At 72.4% G+C, this 23041-nt stretch carries 21 protein-coding genes; 17 read left to right on the top strand and 4 right to left on the bottom strand.

Going from position 1 to position 23041, the window contains the following annotated elements; translation table 11 throughout:
• Positions 1 to 19 precede the first annotated feature (19 nt).
• On the bottom strand, positions 20 to 1426 hold the full coding sequence (locus ACWEN6_RS24695; RefSeq protein ID WP_452573151.1) for a glycoside hydrolase family 6 protein: 1407 nt from the start codon (positions 1424 to 1426) through the stop codon (positions 20 to 22).
• Positions 1427 to 1666: 240 nt separating this feature from the next.
• A complete protein-coding gene (locus tag ACWEN6_RS24690) occupies positions 1667 to 2152 on the bottom strand; it encodes an MSMEG_6728 family protein (protein WP_354844260.1) in 486 nt (161 codons plus the stop codon).
• Between the two features lie 301 nt (positions 2153 to 2453).
• On the opposite strand from ACWEN6_RS24690, the gene ACWEN6_RS24685 reads away from it, so the two are divergent.
• On the top strand, positions 2454 to 3917 hold the full coding sequence (locus ACWEN6_RS24685; RefSeq protein ID WP_452573149.1) for a multicopper oxidase family protein: 1464 nt from the start codon (positions 2454 to 2456) through the stop codon (positions 3915 to 3917).
• Here ACWEN6_RS24685 and ACWEN6_RS24680 read toward each other — a convergent pair.
• Positions 3907 to 5127: an MFS transporter gene (locus tag ACWEN6_RS24680; RefSeq protein WP_452573488.1), complete on the bottom strand. Its 1221-nt coding sequence runs from the start codon at positions 5125 to 5127 to the stop codon at positions 3907 to 3909. The two genes, ACWEN6_RS24685 and ACWEN6_RS24680, sit on opposite strands and share 11 nt — an antisense overlap.
• Before the next feature lie 185 nt (positions 5128 to 5312).
• On the opposite strand from ACWEN6_RS24680, the gene ACWEN6_RS24675 reads away from it, so the two are divergent.
• From ACWEN6_RS24675 to ACWEN6_RS24655, 5 genes are all read left to right on the top strand, one after another.
• On the top strand, positions 5313 to 6923 hold the full coding sequence (locus tag ACWEN6_RS24675) for an ABC-F family ATP-binding cassette domain-containing protein (protein ID WP_452573486.1): 1611 nt from the start codon (positions 5313 to 5315) through the stop codon (positions 6921 to 6923).
• Positions 6924 to 7107: 184 nt separating this feature from the next.
• Complete coding sequence (locus tag ACWEN6_RS24670) at positions 7108 to 7932, top strand: FxLYD domain-containing protein (RefSeq protein WP_452573148.1); 825 nt, start codon at positions 7108 to 7110, stop codon at positions 7930 to 7932.
• Positions 7933 to 8018: 86 nt separating this feature from the next.
• The gene (locus ACWEN6_RS24665; RefSeq protein WP_354844268.1) at positions 8019 to 9122 is read left to right on the top strand and encodes a saccharopine dehydrogenase family protein; all 1104 of its coding nucleotides are present in this window, start codon (positions 8019 to 8021) and stop codon (positions 9120 to 9122) included.
• A 290-nt stretch (positions 9123 to 9412) separates the two neighbouring features.
• Complete coding sequence (locus tag ACWEN6_RS24660; RefSeq protein ID WP_452573146.1) at positions 9413 to 11083, top strand: RNA polymerase sigma factor; 1671 nt, start codon at positions 9413 to 9415, stop codon at positions 11081 to 11083.
• A complete protein-coding gene (locus ACWEN6_RS24655) occupies positions 11067 to 11729 on the top strand; it encodes a hypothetical protein (protein WP_452573144.1) in 663 nt (220 codons plus the stop codon). The genes ACWEN6_RS24660 and ACWEN6_RS24655 overlap by 17 nt, the downstream gene beginning before the upstream one ends.
• Before the next feature lie 277 nt (positions 11730 to 12006).
• Here the strand turns inward: ACWEN6_RS24655 and ACWEN6_RS24650 are convergent, their stop codons facing one another.
• Complete coding sequence (locus ACWEN6_RS24650; RefSeq protein WP_354844277.1) at positions 12007 to 12531, bottom strand: inorganic diphosphatase; 525 nt, start codon at positions 12529 to 12531, stop codon at positions 12007 to 12009.
• A 99-nt stretch (positions 12532 to 12630) separates the two neighbouring features.
• Between ACWEN6_RS24650 and dacB the strand changes: the two genes are divergently transcribed.
• The 11 genes from dacB (at position 12631) to ACWEN6_RS24595 (ending at position 22883) form a co-directional block, all read left to right on the top strand.
• Positions 12631 to 14034: a D-alanyl-D-alanine carboxypeptidase/D-alanyl-D-alanine endopeptidase gene (dacB, locus tag ACWEN6_RS24645; RefSeq protein ID WP_452573142.1), complete on the top strand. Its 1404-nt coding sequence runs from the start codon at positions 12631 to 12633 to the stop codon at positions 14032 to 14034.
• Between the two features lie 28 nt (positions 14035 to 14062).
• The gene (locus ACWEN6_RS24640) at positions 14063 to 15154 is read left to right on the top strand and encodes a zinc-dependent metalloprotease (RefSeq protein ID WP_380827616.1); all 1092 of its coding nucleotides are present in this window, start codon (positions 14063 to 14065) and stop codon (positions 15152 to 15154) included.
• Positions 15155 to 15216: 62 nt separating this feature from the next.
• On the top strand, positions 15217 to 16194 hold the full coding sequence (gene tilS / locus ACWEN6_RS24635) for a tRNA lysidine(34) synthetase TilS (RefSeq protein ID WP_452573140.1): 978 nt from the start codon (positions 15217 to 15219) through the stop codon (positions 16192 to 16194).
• 13 nt (positions 16195 to 16207) lie between these two features.
• Positions 16208 to 16765, top strand: coding sequence for a hypoxanthine phosphoribosyltransferase (gene hpt, locus ACWEN6_RS24630; protein ID WP_354844288.1), 558 nt, complete (start codon positions 16208 to 16210; stop codon positions 16763 to 16765).
• Between the two features lie 282 nt (positions 16766 to 17047).
• A complete protein-coding gene (gene ftsH / locus ACWEN6_RS24625; protein ID WP_354925491.1) occupies positions 17048 to 19066 on the top strand; it encodes an ATP-dependent zinc metalloprotease FtsH in 2019 nt (672 codons plus the stop codon).
• Between the two features lie 3 nt (positions 19067 to 19069).
• Positions 19070 to 19657 carry a GTP cyclohydrolase I FolE gene (gene folE / locus ACWEN6_RS24620; RefSeq protein WP_354844294.1) on the top strand — a complete coding sequence of 196 codons (588 nt, stop codon included), beginning with the start codon at positions 19070 to 19072 and terminating at the stop codon, positions 19655 to 19657.
• Between the two features lie 189 nt (positions 19658 to 19846).
• Positions 19847 to 20704 carry a dihydropteroate synthase gene (gene folP / locus ACWEN6_RS24615; protein WP_452573138.1) on the top strand — a complete coding sequence of 286 codons (858 nt, stop codon included), beginning with the start codon at positions 19847 to 19849 and terminating at the stop codon, positions 20702 to 20704.
• Positions 20701 to 21144 carry a nuclear transport factor 2 family protein gene (locus tag ACWEN6_RS24610; protein WP_452573136.1) on the top strand — a complete coding sequence of 148 codons (444 nt, stop codon included), beginning with the start codon at positions 20701 to 20703 and terminating at the stop codon, positions 21142 to 21144. Before folP ends, ACWEN6_RS24610 begins: the two co-directional genes overlap by 4 nt.
• Before the next feature lie 216 nt (positions 21145 to 21360).
• Positions 21361 to 21717, top strand: coding sequence for a dihydroneopterin aldolase (gene folB, locus ACWEN6_RS24605; RefSeq protein ID WP_354925488.1), 357 nt, complete (start codon positions 21361 to 21363; stop codon positions 21715 to 21717).
• A complete protein-coding gene (gene folK, locus ACWEN6_RS24600; RefSeq protein WP_452573135.1) occupies positions 21717 to 22223 on the top strand; it encodes a 2-amino-4-hydroxy-6-hydroxymethyldihydropteridine diphosphokinase in 507 nt (168 codons plus the stop codon). The genes folB and folK overlap by 1 nt, the downstream gene beginning before the upstream one ends.
• Before the next feature lie 204 nt (positions 22224 to 22427).
• The gene (locus tag ACWEN6_RS24595) at positions 22428 to 22883 is read left to right on the top strand and encodes a DUF3180 domain-containing protein (RefSeq protein ID WP_452573133.1); all 456 of its coding nucleotides are present in this window, start codon (positions 22428 to 22430) and stop codon (positions 22881 to 22883) included.
• The last annotated feature ends 158 nt before the right edge of the window (positions 22884 to 23041 follow it).

Genomic DNA, 23041 nt, shown 5'->3' with positions numbered 1-23041 from the left:
GGCCGGGGCCCGCCCGGGTTCAGGAGGCGGTGCAGGTCAGGGAAGGCGTGCCCGAGGCGTTGCCGTTGGCCAGGAAGCCGAAGTTGGTGTTCCCGCCGGCCCCCAGACTGCCGTTGTAGCTCGCGTTGGTGACGCTGACGTTGGCGCCGCTCGCCGACAGGGTGCCGTTCCACACCTGCGTGATCGACTGGCCGCCGGAGAAGGTCCACTGGACCCGCCAGCCGCGGATGGCGGCGTTGCCCGCCGTCACCGTCACCTCACCCTGGAAGCCGCCCGACCAGCTGTTGGTCAGCTTGTAGGCCGCCGAGCATCCTCCGGGCTGCGGGGTGGGAGTCGGGGTCGGGGTGGGAGTGGGAGTCGGGGTCGGCGTCGGCGTGGGAGTCGGAGTCGGAGTCGGAGTCGGAGTGGGCGTGGGAGTGGGAGTGGGAGTCCGCGTCGGGGTCGGCGTCGGGGTGTTGGTGGGCGGCGGCGCGGCGATGGCCAGGTCGTAGGCCCGCTGCGGCACGAACTGCCCCGCGGGGGCGATGCAGCCGTCCGACTCGCCCGGCGGCTTGGTCCACAGATAGGCGTCGATCGCGGAGTCGCCGGTGTTGGTCGTGCTCCAAGTGCCGGTGGCACGCCCGCCCGGGTCGCACCACTCGCTGCCCGCCGGCCCGTTGCCGTTGCGGCTGGTGTCGATGACGGCCTTCAGCCCCGAGACGCCGGTCGCCGAGATGATGCTCTTGGCGTAGGACACCAGGCCCGAGGTCGCCCGGTAGTTGGAGGTGTTGAGGGCGATGCCGTTGGCGCTGTTGGCGACGTCGGCGCCCCTCAGCCGGTTGGCGGCCTCGGAGGGCGACAGCCACGCGTCGTGGCCGATGTCGAAGTACACCTTGACCTGCGAGGAGGTGGCCCTGAACTTCTTGCCGGCGTAGGCCATGGACGCCTGAACCTCGGCCTGCTGCGAGGAGTTCATGCAGTTGGGCATGATCGCCAGGGCGTCGGGCTCCAGGATGATCGTCGCCGGGCGCCCGCCGAGGCCGGCCGCGACCTGGTCGATCCAGGCCCGGTAGGAGGAGTGGTCGGGCGCGCCGCCCGCGCTGGCGCCGCCGCAGTCGCGGTTCGGCATCTCGTACACGACCACGATCGGGATCTTGCCCGCCGAGGCGGCGGCGCCGACGTAGGCGTCGACCTGGCTCCGCACGGTGGTGGGGTTGTAGCTGGCGAACCAGCGGCCCTGCGGGACGGCGGCGATGCGGTCCCTGATCACCGCGGTCTTGCTGTCATTGGGGTTGGCGGCCACCCATTTGGCGGCGTTGGTCTGCGGGTCGACGTAGAAGGCGGAGTCGGCGGCCTGGGCGGGGGGTGAGGCGAGGACGACCGCCCCGGCCGCGACCGTGGTGGCCGCGCCCAGGACGGTCGTCCACAGGGTCTTTCTGCGAGCCATGCGATAACTCCCGTCTAAGGTGGGAGCGCTCCCACCGCTTTGTCCGGATGGTAGGTAGCCGCGTGCCCCTCCCAGAAGGCCCCATATGGCGCAGGTGGCCGCCGGCCCCTATACCCGCAGGAAGAACGCCTCCAGGACCGGTATCGCAGCTGAAACTTTCAGCACAACCGCCCTGCGCGGGCAGTGATGGGCGGGCACATCCGGCTCCGTTCGCGCCAGGTCACTCCGGCGGAAGCCAGGTCATTCCGGCGGAAGGCAGGCCGGGAGCCGGTCGGAGGCGGGCCAGACATAAGGAAGGTCGTCGGGCTCGTCGCCGAAGATCGGCCGGTAGAACTCCGGGGCCTTGCGCAGCAGCGCCGAGCGGTGACTCAGGTGCAGGGCGCGGTCCCCCAGCCACGGCGGCAGCTCGTCGGCCCCGCCCAGCAGCGACTGCGGCCGGGGCGCGGCGACGGCGCAGTGCTCGGCCAGCTCACGGGTCATCGTGCCCAGGCAGGTGTCGGCCCGGCCCAGGGAGCACCACTCATGGCACACGGCGACGCCGTAGGCGACCAGGGCCTCCTCATAGCCGGCCCACATGCGCACGACGGGGTGGTGGCGCCAGCCGTACCCGCGCACGGTGAGCGCGCGCAGCACCTGGAGCGCCTCGACCCGCTGCTTGCCGAGCCGGCGCGGGTCCAGCACCCGCGCCGTGGCGGTGAAGTCGGGATAGGGAAGGAAGGTCTGCATCGCCGCCCTCCGGGCGTTCCGGCGAAGCCCGTTCTCCGTCCTGCGAAGCCCGTGCGCGGCCGTCGTTCTCCATCCTACGAAGCTCGTGCGCGGCCGCCGCTCGGAGCCCGCCTCGGCGGGCCGTGGCCGCGTTCCCCGGCTTCACCGCCGAGTTGACGTTCCGTCGGACCGCCAGGGCGAGCAATTTGGAGGAAGCACGCCAATAGCCGCGGATGGCACGTTCTTGGTGGGCGAGTGTCTCGCCAGGGGGATGCGGCGGTTCGCAGGGGGCCGCCCCGGACGCGCAGCGATTGGGGAACCGATGCTGAACCGACGACGATTGATCGCGGCCGGCGCCACGACCGTGGGCGGGGCGATGCTGCTCCCGTTCACCGGCCTGACCGGGGCGGGCGCGAACGACGTCAAGGCGCCCGCCGCCAAGGCGCGCCGCTTCGGCGCCCGGGGGACCGCCAAGGCCCTCACCCCGTCCGTCAGCCCGTTCTCGGTGCGGATGCCGGTGCCGCAGGTGCTCCAGCCGGCGCAGTCGACCAGCTCCGCCGACGTCTACAAGGTGGTCATCAAGCCCGCCGTGGCCGAGATCCTTCCCGGGGTGCAGACCCCGGTGCTCACCTACGGCGGCCAGTTCGTCGGCCCGACCATCCGCGCCAGGACGGGACGCCCCGTCAAGATCGTGTACGGCAACCGGCTGGACGCGCCCGCGAACGTGCACCTGCACGGCGGCCATGTGCCCTCGACCAGCGACGGCCACCCGATGGACCTCATCCAGCCCGGCGAGGCGCGGCTGTACGACTATCCCAACACCCAGCAGGGCGCGACGCTGTGGTACCACGACCACAGCCACGGCACGGAGGCCGAGCACGTCTTCCGCGGGCTGCACGGGTTCTACCTGATCGAGGACGAGGCCGAGCGGTCGCTGCGCCTGCCCTCCGGCGCGTACGACGTGCCGATCATGCTGCGCGACGTCGAGTTCGAGCAGAACGGCGAGCTGCTCTTCTTCGACGACCCGGCCAACCGCACCACCATCCTCGCCAACGGCGCGATCCAGCCGTACTTCCCCGTCGCCGCGCGCAAGTACCGGTTCCGGCTGCTCAACGCCTCCAATGAGCACGTCTTCCAGCTCAACCTGGGCGGCCGCGAGATGGTGAAGATCGCCTCGGACGGCGGCCTGCTGCCCGCGCCGGTGCCGCTGACCGAGCTGGTGCTCGCCTCCGCCGAGCGCGCCGAGATCGTGATCGACTTCGCGCGCTACCCGGTCGGCTCGCAGCTCGTGCTGTCCAACGGCTCCACGCCGGTGCTGCGCTTCGACGTCACCCGGACGGCGACCGACGACAGCCGCCTGCCCGGCACGCTGCGCCCGCTGCCCGCCCTGCCCGCGGCGACGGTCACGCGGGACGTGGCGATGAGCTTCGACCTGACCGGGACCAACCCCATCGGCATGGTCAACAGCCAGCCCTTCGACCCCAACCGCGTCGACTTCCAGATCAAGCGCGGCTCCACCGAGATCTGGCGGGTCAGCAACGCCGACACCATCGGCGTCGACCACACCTTCCACATGCACCTGGTGCAGTTCCGGGTGCTCGACCGCAACGGGGCGGCGCCGCTGCCGCAGGACGCCGGGCTGAAGGACACGGTGCACCTCCCCGCGAACGGGTCGGTGCGCGTCCAGGCCACCTTCACCGACTACGTCGGGCGGTACGTGTACCACTGCCACTACCTGGAGCACTCCTCGATCGGGATGATGGCTCAGATGGAGATCATTCCTTAGCGGGACGCCGGCCGCCCAGCCACAGGCCAAGGGCGATGAGCACGTAGACCACGGCCGCCAGGGCGAACAGCGGGCCGGGGCCGAGCCAGGTGGACCCCAGGCCGTACAGGGCGTACACCGGCGTGGTCACCAGGTCGGCGCCGAGGCCCGCGATCGAGGTCACCGTCGCCCTGGACCGGTCGGTGAGGTGTCCCTGCAGGCGGGTCTCGGCGGCGGTCATGCTCCACTGGAAGACCCCGTAGGCGGCGGCGACGAGCATCATGCCGGCGGGACGGCCGCTGAGGGCGCCGGCCGCCAGTGCCACGGCGGCGACGGCCAGCGCCGGCGCCGCCCAGCGCGTGCCGCGCCCGGCGAACCACCCGCCGAGCGCGGTCGCCGCCGTGACCAGCAGCACCAGCAGCGGCACGGCGGCGTCGCCGGCGCCGGTCGCCCCGGCCAGCAGCGGGAGGTACTCGTCGAGCGAGTACACGCCCATGAGCACCACGACGAGCACCATGGCGCTTCTGACCGCGCGCGTGTGGCGCACCTCGGCGAGGCCGGCGCGCAGCACCGCGCGAAGGCCCTTCTCGTGCCCGGACCCGGCGCCGGACCCGTCCCCGGACGGTCCGCTCGGCTCGACCGCGGAATCCGCGCCGAGTTCGGTCGCGAGTATGGCCCCGGGCTCGGCCGCGGCAGAGGAGGGGGCCGGGCCCGGTGCGGCGCGGGACTCGGGGAAGCGGCGCGCGACGAGCGCGCCGAGCAGGAGGGCCGCCACGCTGGCGACGCCCACCGCGAGATAGCCGCCCGCGGCCATCACCGGCGTCGCCAGGCCGGTCGCCGCCATGACGGCGATCATGCCGATCGCCTCGGCGCGGCCGGTCAGCCGCGCGTACGAGCCGGCCCGGCCCAGGGCGGCCAGTTCCTCGTACACCAGCGCCTGCAGCGTGCCCGATCTGATCGCCCCGCCGGCGCCCCACAGCACGAAGCCGAGCGCGAAGGAGCCGTAGGACGGGAAGAACGTCCACGCGGCGTAGCCGGCGGCGGTGACGAGCGGGGCCAGGGCCAGCAGCCGCCTGCGGGAGTAGGCGTCGGCCCACACTCCGGACGGAACCTCGACCAGGGTCGAGGTGAGCGCCCACACTACGAACAGCGAGGAGATCTCGGCCGTGGACAGCCCGGCGGCCGCGAACAGCAGGGCGTACACCGGATAGAGGAGGACGAAATCGCCCAGGAACGCGTAGGCGTACAGCGTTCCCGCAAGACGGTTCTCAGGTGAGGATCAATGTCGCCACTTCATGACCCGACCATACGCGCGTGCGCGGGCCCGGCGGAAGTGATATTCGGGCGGCGGGAAATGAAGGTGCGCCGGCGGGCCCGCGCTGGATACTCTCCGCGGTGAAGGCTGGGGAGGTCGTCGTGGCGCATGTAGAGGTCGGCCGTCTGACGTACGTGCTGCCGGACGGACGCCCGTTGCTGAACGAGGTGTCCTTCCGCGTCGGTGAGGGGGTCAAGGCGGCCCTGGTCGGGCCGAACGGGGCGGGCAAGACGACGCTGATGCGGCTCATCGCCGGCGATGTGCGGCCGGTCGAGGGCAGCGTCGCCTCCTCCGGCGGCCTCGGCGTCATGCGCCAGTTCATCGGCGGCATCCGCGACGGCCGCACGGTCCAAGATCTGCTGCTCTCGGTGGCTCCCGAGCGCGTGCGCGAGGCCGCGCACCGGCTCAACGAGACCGAGCTGGCAATGATGGAGCGCGACGACGAGAAGACGCAGATGCGCTACGCCCAGGCCATCACCGACTTCACCGACGCCGGCGGGTACGACATCGAGGTCCTGTGGGACACCTGCACCATGGCCGCGCTCGGCGCCCCGTACGACAACGTTAAGTACCGCGAGGTCAACACGCTGTCCGGAGGCGAGCAGAAGCGCCTGGTGCTGGAGGCCCTGCTGCGCGGGCCCGACCAGGTGCTCCTGCTGGACGAGCCGGACAACTACCTCGACGTGCCGGGCAAGCTGTGGCTCGAACAGGCGCTCAGGGAAACGCCCAAGACCGTCCTGCTCGTCTCGCACGACCGCCAGCTCCTGGCCAACGCCGCCGACCGCATCGTCACCGTCGAGTCGGGCAACGTGTGGATCCACGGCGGGGGCTTCGCCACCTACGCCGCCGCCCGCAAAGAGCGCAACGAGCGCCTGGACGAGCTGCGCCGCCGCTGGGACGAGGAGCACGCCAAGATCAAGCGCCTGGTCGCGATGCTCAAGCAGAAGGCCATGTACAACGACGGCATGGCCCCGGCCTACCACGCGGCCCAGACGCGCCTGCGGCGGTTCGAGGAGGCCGGGCCGCCCGAGGTCGCGCCCAAGGACCAGTTCATCAGCATGCGCCTGCGCGGCGGTCGCACCGGCAAGCGGGCGGTGATCTGCGAAGGGCTCGAGCTGACCGGCCTCATGCGCCCCTTCGACCTGGAGGTCTGGTACGGCGAGCGCGTCGCCGTGCTCGGCTCGAACGGCTCGGGCAAGTCGCACTTCCTGCGCCTGCTCGGCGGCGACGACGTCCGGCACAGCGGCGTCGCCAGGCTGGGCGCGCGGGTCGTCCCCGGGCACTTCGCCCAGACGCACGCCCGGCCCGAGCTGCGCGGGCGCACGCCCTGCGAGATCGTCATGAGCGAGCACGCCAGGCTCAAGAACGAGGCGATGAAGGCGCTGGCGCGCTACGAGCTGGCCGGCGCCGTCGCCGAGCAGCGTTTCGAGACGCTGTCGGGCGGCCAGCAGGCCCGCCTGCAGATCCTGCTGCTGGAGCTGTCGGGCGCGACGCTCCTGCTGCTGGACGAGCCGACCGACAACCTCGACCTGGCGAGCGCGGAGGCGCTGCAGGAAGGGCTCGGCCACTTCGACGGCACGGTGATGGCCGTGACGCACGACCGGTGGTTCGCCGCCGACTTCGACCGCTTCCTGGTCTTCGGCGCCGACGGCCGGGTGTACGAGGCGCCGGAGCCGGTCTGGGACGAGGCCAGGGTGGTCCGCGAGCGCTGAGGCGTGGACCATCGCGGGTCCACGAACGCTGCAGCGTGGGCCATCGCGGTGTGCGTGCGCCGTGGCGTGGGCCGGGGCGGGCGCGGGCGCCGAGGCGTGGGCGGGGTGGCCGGCTCGTAAAGATTTGGTGCGGCTTGCGCGTGTCGGAGGAGTCGCGCCCGACTGGCCGGGCTATGACGGCCTTGTGACCCAGCGTAGTCGACACACGACAGCACTCGCACTGGCACTCGTCCTGGCGGCGGCCGCGCCGCTCGGCGGGTGCGGCGGCGACGAGCGCGGGCCCGAGGGGCCCCGGCTCAAGCCACTCGTGATCAAGGAGCAGACGTCGTCGGTCACCCAGGGGGCGGGTGGCTACGTGGTGACGTGGGCGGGCGTCGTCGCCAACCCGAACCGCTGGTACTTCGGCGAGAACGTCGCCGCGACCGTGGTGGGCCGCGACGCCGCCGGCAAGGAGGTCGTGCGCATGGAGCAGCCTCTGGACGCCGTGCCGCCGTCGGGGGCGCTGAAGTTCACCGGCCAGGCCACGGCCTCGGCCCGGCCCGTCGACGTGAAGCTCACCTACAAGCCGGCCGTCTGGCGGCGGGCCTCGCGCGTGCCGTCGGCGTACGTGCCGTTCCCGATCTCCTCGGCCGGCACCGAGAAGCTCGGCAACGGCTCCTACCTGGTGACCGGCGCGGTCGCCAACCCGTACGCGAAGGCCGCGACCAGCCTGGTGGTGACCGCGCTGCTGCGCGACGGGGCGGGCAAGCTGGTCGGCGGCGCCAGCACGTACGTGGACGACGTGCACGCGGGCGCCCCCCGCCGGTTCGTGCTCACCGTGGACAGCCTCAACGGGGCCGGCGCGGTGGCGAGCACCGACATCACCGCCCGCACGTGGGGGTCGAGCGGCAGGCCCTACGAGGAGCTGGCCCTGAGCGGCGCCGTCCCGGCGAGCACCGTCCGTCCGCGGACCCCGCCCTTCACCAGGGATCGCGGATACCAGGCGATGCCGGTCGACCGACGGCCGTGAGCGCCGGGCTGGCGGGACCCGTCCCCGGCGACGGACGCCCGGCCGCACTATGGATCTTGAAATCACCGGCGGGTTACGGTACTTACATGACATCCCCCCGGATAGTCCTTTTCGGCGCCACCGGGTTCACCGGCCGGCTCACGGCCGAGGCCCTGCTCGCCGGCGGCGCCCACCCGGTCCTGGCCGGACGTGACCCGCGGCGCCTGGCGGCATTGGCCTCGTCCTTGCCGGTGGAACTGCCCACAGCGGTCGCCGACGTGAACCGGCCCGCGACGCTGCGGCGCATCATCGAGCCGGGGACGGTGCTGATCTCGACCGTGGGGCCGTTCGCCCGGTGGGGTGAGCCCGCCGTGGAGGCCGCCATCGAGGCGGGCGGCGTCTACCTGGACTCCACGGGAGAACCGACGTTCATCCGGCGGATCTTCCAGCGGTACGGGCCGGCCGCGGCCGCGTCGGGCGCCACGCTGCTCACGGCCTTCGGGTACGACTACGTGCCGGGCAACCTCGCGGCCGAGCTCGCGTTGCGCAAGGCGGGCCCGGAAGCGGTCCGGGTCGACGTCGGGTACTTCGTCCGCGGCAACATGGCCCGCCGGGCGAGCGCGGGGACGCGGGCCTCGGCCCTCGGCATGGTCCTGGAGCCGATGTACGGCTTCCGCGACGGTCGCATCCTGCGCGAGCACGGGCGCACCCGCCTGTTCACCGTGGACGGCCGGGACAGGCACGCGCTGTCGGTGGGCGCCTCCGAGCACTTCGCCCTGCCTCGCACGCATTCGGGGCTGCGGGAGGTCAACGTCTATCTCGGGTGGCTCGGCGGCCTGACCAGGGCCGCGGGTGTGCTGTCCAAGGCGACGCCGTTCATCGCGGCGATCCCGGGCGCCAAGCGGGTCACCGAGGCCGCCGCCGACCGGATCGTCCGGTCGGGGGGTCACGGCGCGGCGGTCCCGGGCGGCGAGGGGATCACCTCGCAGATCGTCGCCGAGGCCTACGACGTCAGCGGCAGACGGCTGGCCGAGGTCGAGCTGCACGGCGGAGACCCGTACGACTTCACCGCGCGCGTGCTGGCGTGGGCGGCCGTCACCGCGGCCACGGGCGGCGTGGGCGCCTGTGGAGCGGTGGGACCGGCGGAGGCGTTCGGCCTGGACGCCCTCGCCCGCGGCTGCGAGGAGGCGGGGATGCGGGCGGCGACCTGAACGGGCGTGTCCCGGGAATCCCCGATGCGTCTTTCGGCCGTGCCGGAAATCACCCGTCATAAGGTGATGAAAGGGTGTCCGGCGCCGCGGGGTCACCTCCATTCGGCGAACATCTGCCCAGCTCATCGCCTTGCTGGCCATCTAATGGTGATTTGTCGAATTAGATGCGCATATCGTCGGCTAGGAGTCCCGGACAATCTTGCCGGTGTTCATTACGGTATTAATACAAGGCAGGTCATTGTCCGGGAAACGGTGGAGCGAGCAGTTACCAAGCCTTTACTGTCGGTCACATGAATGACAGCGTCCTGGTCGAGGCGCTCCGCGCCCGCGATCCTGGGGCCCTCGCTGCCCTCTACGACACCTACGCCGAGAGCATCTACAGATACGCCCGGACACTGCTCGAAGGCCCCGACAGCGCCCAGGTCGCGCTGCGCGACACGCTGATCGCGGCGGAGGCCCACGTCCACGCCCTGGCCGACCCCGGGCGGCTGCGCGTCTGGCTCTACGCGCTGGCGCGGGGCGAGTGCGTGCGCAGGCGGTCGGCACTGCGGGCGATGGAGGCCGGCGACGAGACCGAGGCCGCGCCGGCGGCTCCCGGCGGTGCGGACGGCGATCTCCGGCTGGTCGCCGTGAACGCCGTCGCCGCCCTGCCCGAGGACGAGCGGGAGGTCCTCGACCTGCTCACCCGGCACGGCATCCCCGAGCACGAGCTCGCCGCCGTGCTCGGCACCACGGCCGAGCACGCAGAGCAGCTCCACCAGTCCGCCTGCCACCGCCTGCAAGATCTCGTCACCACCGAGATCCTCACGCGCAACGCCTCGCCCGACTGCGACGGCAGGGAGCGCGTCCTGGACGGCTTCACCGGCGAGCTCGACCAGCGGACGCGCGAGCTGCTGCTGGAGCACATCGATCACTGCACGGTCTGCGCCCCCCACCGCGAGCGCCAGGTCTCGGCCGCCAAGGTGTTCAACCTGCTGCCCCTCCCCGAGCTGCCCGAGACGTTGCGCGTGCGCGTGATGAGCTGCTTCATCGATCCCGAGCTCGTGCCCTACCGCCGGTTGGTCGCCCGCCGCACCGGCCTGCTCGACCCCGCCGGGTTTCCCGTCCACGAGACCAAAAGGGCTCGGCGGGCGCCTGCGCTGGTTGCGGGCGCTGTGGCGGCGCTGGCGATCGTCGTAGCCGCCGCCGCGCTGGTCGGCGCGGTGCGCGACGCCGAAGGCCCGGCCGTGAGCACCGGCTTCGTCGCTCTGCCCGCTCCGGACGCGTCCTCCTCCGTCCCCGCTTCGCCGGGCGCCTCCACGCGGCCGCACACCTCGCTCACGCCCATCGCCGCAGGCACCTCCTCCGCCCCGCCCGGGCGGTCGGTGGTCCTGCCGGTGGCGCCGGTCGTGGCCATCGGGCCCACGGCCGCCGCCTTCGCCCCGCCGCGCGTCTCCTTCCCGGCCTCGCCGACCACGCGCGCCCCCCGGCCGCCGCGGCCGTCCTCGCCCGCCCCGACCGCCCGGCCCTCCGCCCCGACCCCCCGTCCGTCCGCCCCGCCGACCGCCACGCCTCCGGGGCAGGGCCCGCCCACCGCCCCGCCCTCGGCGCCCCCCACGCCTCCCCGCCCGCCGCGCGAGCGGCCCCCCGTCCCCCGGCCGTCGCACACCCACCAGAACCACCCCAGGCGCACCCCGTGCCCCCAAAGGACGCGCCCGGCGCCGGCCGCCACCCCCACGCCCACCGGCTCGGGCGGGTCGTCCCCCGCGCCGACCGGGGGGTCGTCCCCCGCGCCGACCGGCTCGGCGGGGTCGTCCTCCTCCGCGCCGACCGATTCGAGCGGGTCGTCCTCCTCCGCGTCGGCCGGTTCCGGCCGGTCGTCCTCCTCCGCGTCGGCCGGGTCGGGCCGGTCCGCTCCGGCCGGGCGCATGGTCGTCCGGGCGGCCCGGCCCCAGGGCGCGGGCCGTGTTCACCGTCAGTGACGACTCACCCCTGGGTTGCCGGGTCTTCCCTCGGCCCGTCGCGTCCGGCCTGACCGTCCTGGTCCCCCGCGTCCACCGCGCCGACTGGCCGGTCTGGCTGGACCCGGGGCCGCGCATGCTGCGCGACGTGCTCGAACTGTGCCGACTGCAGACCGCCCGCGGGCTCGCGGTGCTCTCCTGGCTGTCGGACGGCGAACCTCCGGCCGACGTGAGCTGGCTGTGGCCGGGCCGCCGCCTCGCCGGGCCGCGCCAGCAGCTCATGTACGGCGCCGCCTCCGCGGTGCCCGGCCCCGTGCTCGGCCTGGTCGTCGCCAACTGGACCTGGGTGCTGGACACGCGCTTCGCCGGCCAGGTCACCGCCCCCTACCTGGCGGGCACCGCCTATGCCGACGACGGCTACACCGCCGCCCAGGCCACCGTCACGCTGATGCGCATCTGGGAGCGGCACGCGGAGGCCAGGCCGGCCCTGGGCGCCGCCTGGGCCGTGTGCCGCACGCTCGCCGACTGGTGCAAGGCCGCCGAGCTGGGCGCCGCGTACGGGCGCCCGGCCCCCGTCTTCACCTACCCGCGCGCCCCGCTCCCCCCACCGGCCGGGGTGCGGCCGTGGATCTCCCGCCTGCTCCGCCTGGATGGTGACTCAGCGTAGTCGTCCGGGTGTGTGCGCCACCGACGCGGGGAAAACCCGTGAGATGTGCCACACGACGCCGCGACCGCCGCTCGCCCGGGGAGGGCCCGGGCGCGCCCGCCCGCCGCGGCGGCCGGGGCGCGAGCCGGGCCATGTGCCGCGACCTGCGCTTGGACGTGTGCCGGGCCATGTGCCGCGACCTGCGCTTGGACGTGTGCCGGGCCATGTGCCGCGACCTGCGCTTGGACGTGTGCCGGGCCATGCGCCGCGACGTGTGCCGGGTCATGTGCCGGGACGGTCAGTGCCCGTCGGCGCCGGGGTGCTCGCTCCCGAAGGCGGCCTCGTGGTCGAGGTGGCGCTTGATCGAGCGCTGGATCTCGATCTCGGCCTCCGTGCGGCCGACCCAGTTGGCGCCCTCGACCGACTTGCCGGGTTCGAGGTCTTTGTAGACCTCGAAGAAGTGCTGGATCTCCAGCCGGTCGAACTCCGGGACGTGGTGGATGTCGCGGATGTGCTCCATGCGAGGGTCGGTGGCCGGGACGCACAGCACCTTGTCGTCGCCGCCCTTCTCGTCGGTCATCCGGAACATGCCCACGGCCCGGCAGCTGATCAGGCAGCCGGGGAACGTCGGCTCCTGGAGGAGCACCAGCGCGTCGAGCGGGTCGCCGTCCTCGCCGAGGGTGTTCTCGATGAAGCCGTAGTCGGCGGGGTACTGCGTGGAGGTGAAAAGAAGGCGGTCCAGCCGGATGCGGCCCGTCTTGTGATCGACCTCGTACTTGTTGCGTTGTCCCTTGGGGATCTCAACGACAACGTCGAACTCCACTGCGGTTCCTCCGCTCAAGCCTCCCGGATGGTCCGGGGCGGCGTTAATGTCTCGTAGGCGTATATCCAGGATGACGCATTCGGGAAAGAGGTCGGTGAGGTGGTGCGGCGCGAGCGCTTGGTCGCGGTGACGACCCTCGCCCTGCTCCAGCTCTTCGTGTGCGCGGCGGGCGCGTACTTCCTCACCCGCGGCGAGCCGGGCTCCCCTCGGGCGAAGCCACCGGTCGCGGGTTCGCCACGCACCTCCCCGCCCGCCGCCATCGTGACGGCGGGCCCGGTGCTGGCCGCCGCACCCGACGGGCCTCTCCCCGCGAAGGGTACTTTGGCCTCCCGCCTCTCCAGTGCCCTCGGCGACTCCGCGCTCGGCGGCAGCGTGGGCGCGGTCGTGGTCGACGTCGCAGGCGGGGGCACCCTGTACGGCAGCAGGGCCGACACCGGCCTCACCCCGGCCTCCACGACCAAGGTCGCGACCGCCGTCGCGGCGCTGACCTCCCTCGGCCCCGACACCCGCGTGGCCACCCGCGTCGTCCAGCGCAAGCCCGGCGAGATCATCCTGGTCGGCGGCGGCGACCCGACGCTCGCCGGGCCGAGGGCGAACCTGTCCGCCTCCTATCCCCGCTTCGCCTCGCTGGCCATGCTGGCCTCCCGCACGGCGCAGGCGCTGAAGGCCGCGGGCGTGTCCTCCGTGCGCCTGTCCTACGACGACTCCCTGTTCAGCGGGCCCCGCACCGCGCCGGGGTGGAAGCCCGGGTACGTGCCGGAGGGCAGCGTCGCGCCGGTGACGGCGCTGACCATCGACGAGGGCCGCCAGGACCCGCGGGGCTCGGCGCGGTACGCCGACCCGCCGCGCTCGGCGACCGAGGCGTTCGCGTCCCTGCTGCGCCGCGGCGGCATCAAGGTCGCCAAGTCGCCCGGGCGGTCCGGCGCCCCGGCCGCCGCCCGCGAGGTCGCCAGGGTGGAGTCGCCGCCGGTGTACGAGCTGGTCGAGCACATGCTGACCCAGAGCGACAACGACCTGGCCGAGGGGCTCGCCCACCTGGTGGCGGTCAAGGAGGGCGCGCCGGGCACGTTCACGGGCGTCGCCCGGGCCGTCACCGGGACGCTGAAGCGGCTGGGCGTCGCCGGAGGCGTCACGGTCTTCGACGGCAGCGGGCTGTCCACCCGCAACCGCATCACCCCCGCCGCGCTCGCCCGCCTGATCGCCCTGTCGGCGTCCCCGGCCAATCCCCGCCTGCACGCCGTCATCAGCGGCTTGCCCATCGCCGGGTTCACCGGCACGCTCGGCCACCGGTACGACAAAAAGGACAGCAAGTCGGCTGCGGGAGTGGTACGGGCCAAAACGGGCACGTTGAACGGGGTGAACACCCTGACCGGTCTCTCCAGGACCGCCGACGGCCGGCTGGTGGCCTTCGCGTTCATGGCCGACAAGGTGAGCGATCCCGACGGGGCCGTGGCGGCGCTCGACCGGCTGGCCGCGCTCGTCAGCGGATGCGGTTGCCCATAATCGCACCGCACGACGTACGGTGGTGAACATGCAGGTGATCGACTGGGATCTGGCCGTCTCGACCGGTGTCCGTCTTGTGCGCCCCGGGCCGCAGGTGAGCCGAGAGGAGGCCCGCCACGCCGTCACCGAGCTCCGGCGGCTCTCGCGCGAGGCCGAGGGGCACGTACAGGAGTTCGCGCGCATCAACGGCGCGGCCGAGCCCGAGGAGGCGACGGTCGTCGACCGGCCGGGCTGGATCCGCGCCAACGTGGAAGGGTTCCGGGTCGTCCTGGAGCCCCTGACCGAGCGCATGAACGCCCGGCGCACGCAGATCCCCGCCCTGGTGGGCGCGGTGGGCTCGCGGGTCACCGGCGTCGAGGTCGGCGCGGTGCTGGCGTTCCTGGCGACGCGCGTCCTCGGGCAGTACGAGCTGTTCCTTCCGCCCGACCCGAGCGGACAGGCGCCCACCGGCCGGCTCACGCTGGTCGCGCCCAACATCGTCCACACCGAGCGCGAGCTGGGCGTCGACCCCCGTGACTTCCGGCTGTGGGTCTGCCTGCACGAAGAGACCCACCGGGTGCAGTTCACCGGCGTGTCGTGGCTGCGCGAGTACGTGCGCGCGCAGATGACCGAGTTCCTGCTCGCCTCCGACATCGACCTCGGAACCATGCTCGAGCGCCTGCGCGCGGCCTCCGACGCCGTCGCCGACGCCATCAAGGGCGGCGAGGGCAACCTCATCGACGCCATCCAGACCCCCGAGCAGAAGGAGATCCTCGACCGGCTGACGGCCGTGATGACCCTGGTCGAGGGCCACGGCGACTACGTGATGGACGCCGTCGGGCCGGCCGTGGTGCCCTCGGTGGCCGACATCCGCGCCAAGTTCCAGCACCGCAGGCACGGCGGCTCGCGGTTCGACAGGACGGTCAGGCGGCTGCTCGGCGTCGACCTCAAGCTCAAGCAGTACGCCGAGGGGTCGGCCTTCGTGCGCAAGGTCGTCGAGGAGGTCGGCGTCGACGGGTTCAACCGCGTGTGGGGATCGCCCACGACGCTGCCCGACCACAGCGAGATCCGCAACCCCGAGGCGTGGATCGCGCGCGTGGTGCGCGCCCCCGAACTGCCCTCCGCCAACGGGCACGCCTGACCACGGCGTCCTGACCCGGCCGGTGGTCGGCGCCGCCGGCCGGGCGCACCACACTAGGACGCATGGGACCTCATCCCGCCGTCGCCCAGATCCGCCGTGAGCTGCGCCTGTCGCTGGCCGGCCTGCCGAGGGGAGCCCTGGTGCTGGCGGCGTGCAGCGGGGGCGCCGACTCGCTGGCGCTCGCGGCCTGCCTGGGGTTCGCCGCGCCGCGCCTGGGCCTGCGCGCCGGGCTGCTGACGGTCGACCACGGGTTGCAGGAGGGTTCCCGCGAACGGGCCGAGGAGGTCGCCCGCCTGGCGGCCGGGCTCGGGCTGGAGCCGGCCGAGGCGCTCACGGTGACGGTGGGCACGGCGGGCGGCCCGGAGGCCGCCGCGCGGGAGGCCAGGTACGGGGCGCTGTCGTCGGCGGCGGAGCGGCTCGGCGCGTCGGCCGTGCTGCTGGGGCACACGCGTGAGGACCAGGCCGAGACCGTGCTGCTGCGGCTCGCGCGGGGAAGCGGCACCCGGTCGCTGGCGGGGATGCCGGCGGCCGCGGGGCTGTACCGCAGGCCGCTGCTCGGCGTCGCCCGGCGCGCCACCCGCGCCGCGTGTGAGGCGCTGGGCCTGGTGCCCTGGGAGGACCCGCACAACGCCGATCCCGCCTACACCCGGGTCCGGGTCCGCCACGACGTGCTGCCGGTGCTCGAACGGGCGCTCGGGCCGGGCGTCACCGAGGCGCTGGCCCGAACCGCCGGGCTCTGCAGGGACGACGCCGACGCGCTGGACGCCTGGGCCGACGAGGTCTGCGCGCGGCTCGGTGACACCGGCGCCGGGCTGGCCGTCGACGAGCTGAGCGGTCTGCCGGCCGCCGTGCGCCGCCGGGTGATCCAGCGGGCGGCCCTGGCGGCGGGCGCGGCGGGCTCGGCGCTGGCGGCCGTGCACATCGAGCAGGTGGACCGCCTGATCACCGCCTGGCGGGGCCAGCGGATGGTGGAGCTACCCGGGGGGGTGGGCGTGGTGCGGCGGTATGGCACCCTGATATTCGCCAGCACCCTCACATGAAGGAAAACCGCAGGTGGACGCAGCCGACATGGGCATGGACCTGGAGAAGGTCCTCATTCCCGAGGAAGAACTTCAGGCGAAGATCAAGGAGCTCGCCGGACAGATCGACGCGGACTACGCGGGCAAGAACCTGTTGATCGTGGGGGTGCTCAAGGGCGCGGTCATGATCATGGCCGATCTGGCGCGCGCCCTGCACGTCGAGGTGCAGATGGACTGGATGGCCGTCTCGTCGTACGGGGCGGGCACCAAGTCGTCGGGCGTGGTCCGCACCCTCAAGGACCTCGACACCGACATCGCCGGGCGGCACGTGCTGGTGGTGGAGGACATCATCGACTCGGGGCTGACCCTGTCGTGGCTGGTGCACAACCTGCAGTCGCGCAACCCGGCGTCGGTGGAGATCTGCACCCTGCTCCGCAAGCCCGACGCGGTGAAGGTGCCGATCGATGTGAAATATGTCGGTTTCGACATCCCCAACGAATTCGTGATCGGGTATGGGCTGGACTATGCCGAGCGCTTCCGCAATCTCCCCTTCATCGGCACCCTCGCCCGCCACGTCTACGGGGCCGAGTAAGCCCTGAGCGAAGTTCCAACTCGCCAAGTGCTGTAATACACCGTCAATCGGTCTCGCCGTGGGGAACACGGGACCGCCTGACGTACGTTGGTAGGACAAAGCCGGTGTCGCCGGAGCAGTGACCCTGCGCGGCGGCCCGGTGTACCTTCGGAGGTCTCCGGAGGTGTGATCGCCTCCGGGTGGTCATTTGCAGGAGCGGTTCGGGATGCCGCTAACCCCGGGTTCGCCCGGGGCGTCAGGCCGTGTTCAGGAAGGGACGGGCCCGCAGGGGTTCCGCATCGGATGGATCTCAAGCGATTTACACGTGGGCCACTGCTGTGGATCCTGGGCATCGTCGTGCTGCTCCTGCTCGCCTCCACATTCTGGAGCGGCAACAGCAACTATGCCCAGAAGGACACCTCGTTCGTCATCAGCCAGATCCAGAGTGGCAATGTCGACAACGCGGTGATCGTCGACAAGGACCAGCGCATAGAGATCAAGACTCTCCAGAAGGTCAACGGAGAGGACCGCTTCTACGCGTACTGGGTCCAGGGTCAGGGCGTCGAGCTGCAGCGGCAGCTCCAGGCCCAGGTCGACGCCAAGAAGCTGCCGAACGGCTACAAGATCACGGTGCCGACCGAGAACTTCCTCGTCGGCCTGCTGATCAGCTTCCTGCCGATCGTCATCATCGTCCTGATCTTCCTGTTCATCATGAACCAGATGCAGGGCGGCGGTTCCCGGGTGATGAACTTCGGGAAGTCCCGGGCCAAGCTCATCACCAAGGACACCCCCAAGACCACCTTCGCCGACGTCGCCGGCGCCGACGAGGCCATCGAGGAGCTCCAGGAGATCAAGGAGTTCCTGCAGGCCCCGGCCAAGTTCCAGGCGATCGGCGCCAAGATCCCCAAGGGCGTGCTGCTCTACGGCCCGCCCGGCACCGGCAAGACCCTGCTGGCCCGCGCCGTCGCGGGCGAGGCGGGCGTGCCGTTCTACTCCATCTCCGGCTCCGACTTCGTCGAGATGTTCGTCGGCGTCGGCGCCTCCCGGGTCCGCGACCTGTTCGAGCAGGCCAAGGCCAACGCCCCCGCGATCATCTTCATCGACGAGATCGACGCCGTCGGCCGGCACCGCGGCGCGGGCCTCGGCGGCGGCCACGACGAGCGCGAGCAGACGCTCAACCAGCTCCTCGTCGAGATGGACGGCTTCGACGTCAAGGGCGGCGTGATCCTCATCGCGGCCACCAACCGGCCCGACATCCTCGACCCGGCCCTGCTGCGTCCCGGCCGGTTCGACCGCCAGGTCGTCATCGACCGTCCCGACCTCGAGGGCCGCAAGGGCATCCTGCGGGTCCACGGGCGCGGCAAGCCGTTCGCGCAGGACGTCGACCTCGACGTCATCGCGCGGCGCACGCCCGGGTTCACCGGCGCCGACCTGGCCAACGTGATCAACGAGGCGGCGCTGCTGACCGCCCGCCAGGACCAGAAGCTCATCACGATGAACACCCTCGAGGAGTCCATCGACCGCGTGATGGCGGGTCCCGAGCGCAAGAGCCGGGTCATGTCCGACCAGGAGAAGAAGATCATCGCCTACCACGAGGGCGGCCACGCCCTGGTGGCGCACGCCCTGCCGAACTCCGACCCGGTGCACAAGATCACCATCCTGTCCCGGGGCCGGGCGCTGGGCTACACGATGACCCTCCCCATGGAGGACAAGTTCCTCGCCACCCGGTCCGAGATGCTCGACCAGCTCGCCATGCTGCTCGGCGGGCGCACGGCCGAGGAGCTCGTCTTCCACGAGCCGACGACCGGCGCGGCCAACGACATCGAGAAGGCCACCTCGATCGCCCGGCGCATGGTCACCGAGTACGGCATGAGCGAGCACCTCGGCGCCCGCAAGTTCGGCACCGGCAACAGCGAGGTCTTCCTCGGCCGCGACATGGGCCACGAGCGCGACTACTCCGAGAAGATCGCCTCCACGATCGACGAGGAGGTCCGGCGCCTCATCGAGGCCGGGCACGACCAGGCGTGGGAGATCCTCGTCCAGTACCGCGACGTGCTGGACAACCTGGTGCTCGAGCTCATGGAGAAGGAGACCCTCTCTCGCGAGCAGGTGCTGCAGATCTTCGCCTCCGTGGTCGTGCGCGAGAAGCGGCCGTCCTACTCCGGCTACGGCAAGCGGCTCCCCTCCGACCGCCCGCCCATCCTGACGCCCAAGGAGATCGCGGGCAACGGCAACGGGGCCGCGCTCCCGGCCGGCTCCCCGGCCGTCCCGGGCACGGGCCTGACCAACGACCACCACCCGGCGCCCCAGGACGAGGCCTGACGGGTGTCCGTGAAGCCGCTCAAGGTCGACTCGGACCGGATCGAGAAGGCCGTTCGCGAGATCCTGCTCGCGATCGGTGAAGATCCGGACCGAGACGGCCTGCTCGACACCCCGGCCCGGGTCGCCCGCGCGTACGCCGAGCAGTTCGCCGGGCTGGGGCAGAGTCCCGAAGAGGTCCTGACCACCGTCTTCGACGCCGACCACGACGAGATGGTCCTGGTCAAGGACATCGAGGTCTTCTCCACCTGCGAGCACCACCTGGTGCCCTTCCACGGGGTCGCCCACGTCGGCTACATCCCGAACGAGAAGGGGCAGATCACCGGTCTGTCCAAGCTCGCCAGGCTCGTCGACGTCTACGCCCGGCGCCCCCAGGTGCAAGAGCGCATGACCTCGCAGATCGCCGACGCGCTGATGGGCGTGCTCGCGCCGCGCGGGGTCATCGTCGTGATCGAGGCCGAGCACCTGTGCATGACGATGCGCGGCGTGCGCAAGCCGGGCGCCAAGACCATCACCTCGGCGGTGCGGGGCGACTTCCGCGAGAGCGACAAGACCCGCGCCGAGGCCATGGCCCTCATCCTCGGCCGTCACTGATCCCTTCCTCCGGCCCACCCAGGCTTCCGCGTGACGCCCGTCGGCCGGTCGGGCGCGTCAGGCGAGAGCCCGGCGCACGCACAGGTGGCGATGGGGACATCCCGGGCGGGTCCGTGTCGGGTCGATTCGTTATCCACAAGCCGGACCCATGGCACAGATCGTCATCGGGGAGCACCTAGGCTTGACGCCATGACCGCATGGAGGGTGCCGGGGTTGCTCCACGAGGGGCGCTGTCTGGTCATGGGCGTGGTCAACGTCACCCCTGACTCCTTCTCCGACGGCGGGGAGTGGTTCGATCCCGACGTCGCGGTGCGACACGGCCTTGACCTGGTCGAGCAGGGCGCCGACATCGTCGACGTGGGCGGTGAGTCCACCCGCCCCGGCGCCGCGCGCGTCCCCCTGGCCGAGGAGCTGCGCCGGGTCGAGCCGGTCATCCGCACGCTCGCCGAGCACGGGGTGACGGTCAGCGTCGACACCATGCGCGCCGAGGTCGCCGAGGCGGCCGTGCGGGCCGGCGCCGCCCTGGTCAACGACGTCAGCGGCGGCCTGGCCGACCCGGCGATGCCCCGCGTGGTCGCCGCCGCCGGGGTGCCCTACGTCGTGATGCACTGGCGGGGCCACAGCCACGAGATGGAAGCCAGGGCCGTCTACTCCGACGTGGTGACCGAGGTCACCGAAGAGCTTCGCAAGCGCGTCGACTCCGTGCTGGCCGAGGGCGTCGACGAGCGGCAGATCGTCGTCGATCCAGGGCTCGGCTTCGCCAAGCGGGCCGAGCACAACTGGCCGCTGCTCGCCGCCGTCGGCAGGCTCGGCGAGCTCGGTTACCCGGTCATCATCGGCGCCTCGCGCAAACGGTTCCTCGGCCGCCTGCTCGCCGGTCCCGACGGCACGCCGAGGCCGTTCGACCGGTCAGACGACGCCACACTCGCCGTCACGGCGCTGGCGGCCCACGCCGGCGCCTGGTGCGTCCGGGTCCACCAGGTGCGGCCCAACGCCGACGCCGTCCGCGTCGCGGCGGCCTGGCGGGGCGCGGAGGGGGTTCGATGAGCACGACCCACGCTGAGATCGAGAAGCTCAACGAGGCGTTCTACACCGCCATCGAAGGCGGCGACCTCGACCGCATGACCGAGATCTGGGCCGACGACGGCGAGGGCCGGGTGGCGATGTGCGTCCATCCGGGCTGGCCCATGCTCACCGGGCGCGCCGAGGTGCTGCGCTCGTGGGCGCTCATCATGGCCAACACCCCCTACATCCAGTTCGTGCTGACCGACGTGCGCACGACGGTGATCGGCGATGTGGCGGTGCTGACCTGCGCCGAGAACATCCTGACCGCCGCCGACACCGAGGACGCCACCTTCGCGGCGGGCCGGGTGGTGGCGACCAACACCTTCGTCCGCACCACCGGCGGCTGGCGGCTGTGGTTCCACCACGGGTCCCCGGTCCTGCAGGCCGACGGCGACGACGACGAAGAAGAGAGCGACGAGTGACCTTCCCGCGGCTCTTCCCCCTCCTCGCGGCCCTGCGGGGGCCTGCGGGCCGCGGGGAGAGCGTCCGGGCGGGCTTCGCGGCGCGCGGGTGTCGTTATGCTCTGCCGGGTTCTTCCGCCCGTGGGTCCCGTCGTGCGCGGGCGGGCGCGGGCGGGGCCGGTTCCGCGGCCGGGTGGCGGGGATAGTGATGGGCGATCGGTCAGGGGGATGAGCACCATGGACAGCGTGAGCCTGGTCGGCCTGCGGGCACGTGGCAGGCACGGGTGCCTGCCCGCCGAGCGCGAGCTGGGCCAGGAGTTCGTGGTGGACGTCACGCTCCACCTCGACACGGCCCCGGCCGCCGCGGGCGACGACCTGACCAAGACGGTCGACTACGGCGAGCTGGCGCTGCGGCTGGCCGCCATCGTCGAGGGTGAGCCGGTCAACCTCATCGAGACGCTGGCGCATCGCCTGGCGGACGCCTGCCTGGCCGCCGAGCTGGTCGAGGAGGCCGAGGTCAAAGTGCACAAGCCCGCCGCACCCATCCCCGTTCCGTTCGACGACGTGGTGGTGACAGTCAGGAGGAGGCGGTAATGAAGGTCGTTCTGGCGCTCGGCAGCAACATCGGCCGCCGTTTCGAGACGCTGCAAGGCGCGGTGGACGCGCTGTTCGACGCGCCCGGGCTCGACTTCGTGGCGGTGTCCCCGGTGTACGAGACCGACCCGGTCGGCGGCCCGCCCGATCAGCGGCCCTATCTGAACGCGGTCGTGATCGGGAGCACCATGACGCTCGGGCCCCGTGCCATCCTCGAGCGCGCGCTCGGCGTGGAGACCGCGTTCGGCCGGGTGCGCACCGAGCCGTGGGGGCCGCGCACCCTCGACGTCGATCTGATCATGGTGGGTGAGCTGCTGTCGGACGATCCTGAGCTCACGCTTCCGCATCCTCTGGCGCATGAGCGCGCGTTCGTGCTGGTCCCGTGGTCGCAGGCCGACCCCGGGGCGGTGCTCCCGGGCCGGGGGTCGGTCGCCGGCCTGCTCGCCGACCTCGACCAGAAGGGCGTCCGGCTCCGCCCCGATCTGGCGCTCCAGCCGCCCGGCTGAGCGTGGTGCAGGCGCCTCTCCCAGGGGGGCGGGCGTCCGCCTGAGCTCGGTGGCGACACCGCCAGGGGCGGGCCGGAACGTTTTCCCCATGGTGCGGGGTTGTTGTGGGCAGGGTCGTGTCCCGGTTGCGGGCCGGCCGGCGATGACGGCGGACCGACCGGCGGGGCCGAGACCGGTCCGCCGCCGGCGAACGAGGAGGATCGTGTGAAACCGAGCCGTCCCGGCGTGCTCGTCCTGCTGCTGGTCGCTTTCGCGGTCGTGACGTGGGCTCTGCTGCAGAAGGTCTACTCCGACCTGCCGACCGTCCCGTGGACGGCGATCCCCACCGTGCTGCTGCTCGCGGTCGGCGAGGCCTACAGCGGGTGGATGACCCGGGCGCGCATCGAGCGAAAGCCCGACACCAAGCCGGTGGAACCGCTCGCGGTGGCCCGGCTGGCGGCCCTGGCCAAGGCGTCGGCCTACGTCGGGGCCGCCTTCGCCGGGATGTTCGCCGGGGTCGTCCTCCACGTCCTGCAGATGCTGGACCAGGACACGCCGCGGCGCGACTTCTTCCTGGCGGGCGGCTCGCTGCTCTCCTGCGTGATCCTCATCTGCGCGGCCCTGTACCTGGAGCACTGCTGCAAGGTGCCGAAGCAGCCCGGCGAGGACACCCGAGCCTGATCAGGACGCCCGCTGCGAAGCGGCGCCCTCCGTCCCGAACGGATCCGGACGCACGAGGCGGGGCCGGACGCACGAGGCGGGGCCGGACGCACGAGGCGGGGCCGGACGCACGAGGCGGGGCCGGACGCACGAGGCGGGGCCGGACGCACGAGGCGGGG

The organism is Sphaerisporangium sp. NPDC004334, assembly GCF_053602655.1.
Note: the sequence above shows the minus strand (reverse complement) of the source record. Positions and strands in the feature narration are given on the sequence as shown.

What these genes read in the sequence shown, in the direction of transcription:
- folK (WP_452573135.1), top strand. Translation starts at nt 21,717, where the DNA reads ATGAAGGTCGTTCTGGCGCTCGGCAGCAACATCGGCCGCCGTTTCGAG.
- ACWEN6_RS24690 (WP_354844260.1), bottom strand. Translation starts at nt 2,152, where the DNA reads ATGCAGACCTTCCTTCCCTATCCCGACTTCACCGCCACGGCGCGGGTG.
- ACWEN6_RS24685 (WP_452573149.1), top strand. Translation starts at nt 2,454, where the DNA reads ATGCTGAACCGACGACGATTGATCGCGGCCGGCGCCACGACCGTGGGC.
- folB (WP_354925488.1), top strand. Translation starts at nt 21,361, where the DNA reads ATGGACAGCGTGAGCCTGGTCGGCCTGCGGGCACGTGGCAGGCACGGG.
- ACWEN6_RS24610 (WP_452573136.1), top strand. Translation starts at nt 20,701, where the DNA reads ATGAGCACGACCCACGCTGAGATCGAGAAGCTCAACGAGGCGTTCTAC.
- ACWEN6_RS24665 (WP_354844268.1), top strand. Translation starts at nt 8,019, where the DNA reads ATGACATCCCCCCGGATAGTCCTTTTCGGCGCCACCGGGTTCACCGGC.
- folP (WP_452573138.1), top strand. Translation starts at nt 19,847, where the DNA reads ATGACCGCATGGAGGGTGCCGGGGTTGCTCCACGAGGGGCGCTGTCTG.
- tilS (WP_452573140.1), top strand. Translation starts at nt 15,217, where the DNA reads ATGGGACCTCATCCCGCCGTCGCCCAGATCCGCCGTGAGCTGCGCCTG.
- ACWEN6_RS24640 (WP_380827616.1), top strand. Translation starts at nt 14,063, where the DNA reads ATGCAGGTGATCGACTGGGATCTGGCCGTCTCGACCGGTGTCCGTCTT.
- ftsH (WP_354925491.1), top strand. Translation starts at nt 17,048, where the DNA reads ATGGATCTCAAGCGATTTACACGTGGGCCACTGCTGTGGATCCTGGGC.
- ACWEN6_RS24695 (WP_452573151.1), bottom strand. Translation starts at nt 1,426, where the DNA reads ATGGCTCGCAGAAAGACCCTGTGGACGACCGTCCTGGGCGCGGCCACC.
- ACWEN6_RS24660 (WP_452573146.1), top strand. Translation starts at nt 9,413, where the DNA reads ATGAATGACAGCGTCCTGGTCGAGGCGCTCCGCGCCCGCGATCCTGGG.